Source organism: Phocaeicola coprophilus DSM 18228 = JCM 13818 (genome assembly GCF_000157915.1).
Classification (GTDB): Bacteria; Bacteroidota; Bacteroidia; order Bacteroidales; family Bacteroidaceae; genus Phocaeicola; species Phocaeicola coprophilus.
Map to the genome: position 1 here is coordinate 57,812 of NZ_EQ973644.1, position 5,629 is coordinate 63,440.

General features: G+C 43.4%; 4 protein-coding genes and 1 tRNA gene. 1 reads left to right on the top strand and 4 read right to left on the bottom strand.

Going from position 1 to position 5,629, the window contains the following annotated elements:
* Window positions 1–31: 31 nt before the first annotated feature.
* Both BACCOPRO_RS11430 and BACCOPRO_RS11435 read right to left on the bottom strand, forming a co-directional pair.
* Window positions 32–105: transfer RNA gene (locus BACCOPRO_RS11430), tRNA-Arg, on the bottom strand.
* A gap of 81 nt (window positions 106–186) precedes the next feature.
* The gene (locus tag BACCOPRO_RS11435; RefSeq protein ID WP_008143804.1) at window positions 187–2,499 is read right to left on the bottom strand and encodes a patatin-like phospholipase family protein; all 2,313 of its coding nucleotides are present in this window, start codon (window positions 2,497–2,499) and stop codon (window positions 187–189) included.
* A 200-nt stretch (window positions 2,500–2,699) separates the two neighbouring features.
* Here BACCOPRO_RS11435 and BACCOPRO_RS11440 point away from each other — a divergent pair, with 200 nt between their 5' ends.
* Window positions 2,700–3,173 (top strand): PepSY-like domain-containing protein, encoded by a 474-nt coding sequence (locus BACCOPRO_RS11440; protein WP_008143806.1) that lies wholly within the window; start codon window positions 2,700–2,702, stop codon window positions 3,171–3,173.
* 75 nt (window positions 3,174–3,248) lie between these two features.
* Here BACCOPRO_RS11440 and BACCOPRO_RS11445 read toward each other — a convergent pair whose 3' ends face one another.
* Window positions 3,249–4,187 (bottom strand): hypothetical protein, encoded by a 939-nt coding sequence (locus BACCOPRO_RS11445; protein ID WP_008143808.1) that lies wholly within the window; start codon window positions 4,185–4,187, stop codon window positions 3,249–3,251.
* Window positions 4,188–4,199: 12 nt separating this feature from the next.
* Window positions 4,200–5,629, bottom strand: a 1,430-nt coding sequence (locus tag BACCOPRO_RS11450) for an MBOAT family O-acyltransferase (RefSeq protein ID WP_008143811.1), incomplete at its 5' end; no start/stop codon positions are given.

Below are 5,629 nucleotides of genomic sequence, written 5' to 3' on the forward strand. Positions count from 1 at the left end.
AAAACTTCCAAACATTTCAAAGAAAAAAGAGTGACCGCGACAGGATTCAAACCTGTAACCGGCTGATCCGTAGTCAGCTACTCTATTCAGTTGAGCTACGCGGCCATGTCTTTTTGTTTGACGGGTGCAAAGGTATGGACTTCTTGTGAAACTTCCAAATATTCCTGGAACTTTTTTTCAAAAAAATTAATCCGTGAACTTCGCTCCGAATATCTGCCAACCCAGTGTGAGGCCGAAATTCCAGTTCTTTTCCGGTGAACTATAATGATTTAGGTAGGCACTTACCACCCCGAACGGCAGTTTTACAACCAAGGCCAGTTCTCCCATATATTCAAAGCCATGAAAGAGCTTTCCATAGCTTGCCTTGTTGCTTTCATCCGGAATGATCGGGAAAATCGGTACAAAGCCATACAGACCAAGTCGTGCATGAAACACCGTGTTCAACTGATAAATGGGCATAATCCCTCCTCCGATGAACTGATTGGCCCGGAAAGCCTCATTATAGGTTGTCTTGCTGTGATAGGTAGGGGTAAACTCACCGGCCTGCATCATGGTAGCCCGGTAATTATGACTGAAGTTCCGCGAAGAATAATATCCCTTGATATAAGTACCCAGCGTGAAATTATGCCGGAAGTTGAAATACCGCTCCATCTCGTACGACAGTTGCAGCCATGACTGGATATATTCATATCCTCCCTGATGCGGATCTTCTCCCATACCGGCCCTGTAATGCTCCGTACCCGTATAAAAATGGGCAGCGAGCCGTTCCCTGCGTCCGGAGGTAGCATATTGCCGGCTGTTCAGCGTATTGCCGTCAAGAGCCACCGAGCCTCCGAAAATTGTATAATTACTGGCATCCCGCTTCGCATTGGTAAAATCAATGACCTTGGTCTGGAAATACTGATCTTCCATCCCTGCTACTCCCACACTGAATTCTGCCTTCTGGCGGCTCAGAAAGGGAAGGGATACCATCAGCTTGACAAACTGTTCGTCTTTTTTGTTGAAAATCGGGTCATTCCCTGCATTGAAGAACTTGCCGTTCGTCAGATAGTCGAACGATGAAAGAGAGCCTACTATCCGGTATGACGTGGGAATTCCTGTCGGGATATCTATACGGCCGGACACCTGCAGATTATTGTAGATCTGCCCGAACTGCGCATCAAGCGCCACTTCCTTCGAAAAATTATTCAGGTTATGATAAGTTGCCCCGACATAAATCTGATTGGAGCCGTTGGATCCCACGTTACCTCCCACACGGAGCGACAGATCATCCTCAAGCTTCACTTTCAGATCGAGATCGTACGTACGGTCCATCGGATTATAGACAGCATGCGGAATGATTTCAGAGATCATGTTATCGGAAATCAGCCGGAAATAGCCCCGCCGGAAATCCTCCAGCGTAAAGATTTCCTGGTCGTGGGAATGAAACTCCCTGCGGATGTAACGTTTCTGCTGGTCGTTTGCCCCATGAATCACAATCTTGCGGAAACGAAGTTCCGGCATGGCATTCCGGAATGCCACCCGCTTCCGTTCCAGCTGACGAAGATTGATGCGCCGGGAAATGCGGCTCTTGATCGAATCCATCAGTTCAATAGTCCGCTTATAGCCATTATCGTGAAGTTCGTCGAAACGGTCAAAGTCCATCAGGCTGACGTCATCATACTTGAAAGTCATCAGAATGCCGAGAGAATCAGGAACCGTATAGTCCGTTTTCTGCATGATCATGTTTTCCAGCTGCCCCATGATGTCACCTTCCTTAGGCTTGCCGGGATTGGAACTGACCACGCTTCCGATAATTATATCCGGATGGAAGTCCTCCGTCATGATATTCACGGGGAAATTGTTGTAGATACCACCGTCATACACCAGTACGGAATCTATTTCAATAGGCTTGAACATGGCAGGAAAACTCATGGAAGCCCGTACTGCATCACCCAGATCTCCCTCGTTGAAGATCAACGGACGCTTGTTGTGTACATCCGATCCGACACAGCGGAAAGGTACAAAAAGCTTGTCGAAATCTCCATGACACACCGCCGTGGCCTGTCCGAACAGTTCCACAAAGGCAATGTTCATCTGGACCGGATTGACCACACTCGAAGGCAGAAACTGGGTTTTGACCTTATGAAGCGGATTACGCAGGGACACCCGGATGTTCAGAAATTCCGGGGTAGGCGGATTCCGCTTGAAATAATAAATGTAGCGCTCTTCGATGTTTCCGGTATACCAGCGTTTGAAGTCTTCCGACTTGATCAGTTTCTCCATATCGTCAGGCGAATATCCCATGGCATAGAGAGAACCGATAATGGCTCCCATGGAGGTACCCGTAATATAGTCAATCGGAATATTGTTTTCTTCCAGGGCACGGATGATCCCGATATGAGTCAGTCCTTTCGCTCCTCCGCCACTCAGCACAAGCCCTACTTTCTGGGCCTGCACAGGAAGCAGGTTCAACAAGGTTATCAAAAACAAGCTGATGATGAAATATAGTTTCTTCATACGTCCAAAATCACATTATTGCCGTTCATTTGCGTTTCTTCCTTCCTGCTTCCTGTCAGAAAAAGTCACAAAGCCAAGAAGTTTACCAAAGATAGGTGAAAAAATGGTTTCTGGCAAAAGTTTGAGCAAATTTTGCCAGAGTTCAGAATCTTTTCAGATTTCACGTCTACCTTTGCACTGTAAACTTAACAGAAGAAGATATGAAGAAACAAATGAAACACTTTGCATGGATTGCATGCATGGCAACCGCTATGATTGGCTTACAGAGCTGTGACAACGACGATAAAGACCTGGCACAGGCCCCAACGGATATCCAGAAGGCTTTTGACGCCAAGTATCCGGACACCCGCGTCACGGAATGGGAGCTGGACCGCGGAGAATACAAAGCAGATTTCTACTACAGCGATGCGACTTATACAGGCATTGAAGCTACAGCCTACTTCAGCCAGAGCGCACAATGGCTGCGGACAGAGTTCGAAGTGATCGGTCTGTATCATTCCGGAAAACTGCCTGAAGCAGTGAAAACAACAATCAGCCGGGAAGCAGGAACGGCCAAAGTGGACGATGTGGACTTCATCGACACCCCGGACACGGATTATTACCTGGTGGAAATCGATCAGGAACCCAACGACCGTTACCTGAAAATCGGAGAAGACGGAAGCATATTGCCGTAAAACAGAATCCCGGATATAATAGAGACCATGATTTTCATGGTCTCTGCTCGTTTAAAGCCTGTACATGCACGTCTCTCAATTATATCCTGCGACAGATAAGTCGTTTTTTAATATTGTACTGAACTTTTTTGCCCCAATATCAGAATTCAGATGGTTTCCATCATAAAAATCGTCATCCGTAAAGCGACAGTCGTCAAAATACTCATGGGAACTGACATTATCCCAACAGGAAACTACCTCAGCAACAGCTTTACGGATTAACTCCAATTGCTTTTTGTCTGCCAGCCGGTAGTATTCCGGATGAACAGGCGGCATTACGAGATAAAGATGTATCCCACGTTTATGGCACAACTCGGCAACTTTATGCATACGGCAGATATTGCTCTGATAAAGTTTACTATCTTTATCTGCCAGTATAGGTTTATGCTGGTTTCTCACCATACGCGGAATATCTTCCAGCCATCTGGCACTTTTGTAAATATGATCGTAACTATGATCTAGTCCAAGAGAATCACAAAACACTGTCGGCTTTCTCTGAATATAATATTTTGACCATTTACGTAAAGCTAACGAGCCAAGATAGGGTAACTCCACATTATGAAAATAATCCTCTTCACGAGTTATATCCATATAAATCTTGTGATTTATAAGACTACTTTCATCCACCTCCTCACAATCATCAGTCCATAATGAATGAAAGCAAATTCCCCAAATCACAAACTTCAAACTCGGCATTTTATCAATATGCTTTTCTAACAAAGCTTGATTAAAGCGGAACCATTCTCCTGAAATTGCCAGATTATATGTGCTATCCGACAGGAAAACAGGATTAATACTACAATTAACCACAGAACTTCCAATAATCAGAGTTTTGAGGTTAAGTGTATTCTTTTCCAGTAAACACCGCTTATAGGCCAGGGGATTAGGTACCTGACGCAACATATATTCTATTCCTCCGGCTAATAGAATCAGCGACAAAGAAAAGATTCCTACATAAGAAAGAAATTTCTTCATTTTATTTTCTGGTTAAAATTGGAAATAAATAAATTCTTCTTGTTTCCCGGCTAGTAGAAATGTAGCAATAAAGACAATGTAATAAATAGTCCAACGAACAGCCCGATGCCGGAAAATACCTTTCTCTTCAAGCTGTAACCCAAATTGCTTTTGGCGCTGCAACCATTCTATTATTAGAAGGATCGCAATATATATCAGAGGATCTTTTCCATGTGCAGGCATGGAAAAATGAAATTTTGTAACCATACAGACAATGTAATCCCATGCCTGATGAATGGTTTCTGCCCTAAATATTATCCAACCGATCACAACAAGCATAAAAGTTATAAGCATCTGAAAAACTTCCTTGACAGAAGGTAGTAAACGATCTTTCGCTACAACATCCGTGTATTTCCGGTTTTTCCCTAAAAGTAACAGAGGAAAAAAAAGAAAAGCATGATAGGCCCCCCAGCATACAAACGTCCAGTTAGCTCCATGCCAGAATCCACTGACAAGAAAAATAATGGCTGTATTGCGCATGGTTTTCCATTTGCTGCATCTGCTTCCCCCAAGCGGGAAATAGATATAATCACGAAACCATGTGGTCAGAGAAATATGCCAACGGCGCCAGAACTCTGCAATATCTCTAGAAAAATACGGATAATTAAAGTTGCGCATCAAATTAATCCCGAAAAGTCTGGCTGTACCGATTGCAATGTCAGAATAACCGGAAAAGTCTCCATAAATTTGAAAAGTAAAAAATATCGCCCCTAAAAGCAAATGAGAACCGTCCAAACTTTGGTAGTCAGCAAAAATGGAGTTTACTGCTATGGCACAGTTATCAGCTACAACCATTTTTTTAAATAATCCCCATAAAATCTGACGCATTCCATCAACCGCTTGCTCATATGAGAAACTGCGTACTTTCAAGAACTGCGGAAGCAAGTTTGTGGCCCGTTCAATAGGTCCGGCCACAAGTTGCGGGAAAAAACTGATAAAAGCAAAGAATGCAACAATATCATAAGTAGGCTTTATCTTATGTTGATAAACGTCTATCGTATAACTCAATGCTTGAAATGTATAGAAACTGATACCCACAGGAAGCAAAATATCCAGAGTTACCCAGTCTGCCTCCCATCCTAAAGCACTTAACAGGATTGCCAGATTCTCACCAAAGAAATTGCAGTACTTAAAAACACAGAGAATTGCCAGATTCAATATTATGTTACCGGCACTAATCCATTTCTGCTTTTTTCTATTTCCTTCATTGCGGTCCAAAAGTATGCCACTCATATAGCTGCAAAAGGTCGTTAAGGCAATGAGTAACAGGAAACGCCAGTCCCACCAACCGTAAAAAACATAACTTGCTATTACTACAAACAGATTCTGCCAGCGTAAAGGTTTGAATACAAACCAGTAAAGCAAAAATACGACAGGAAGATAAATTAAAAATTCTATAGAGT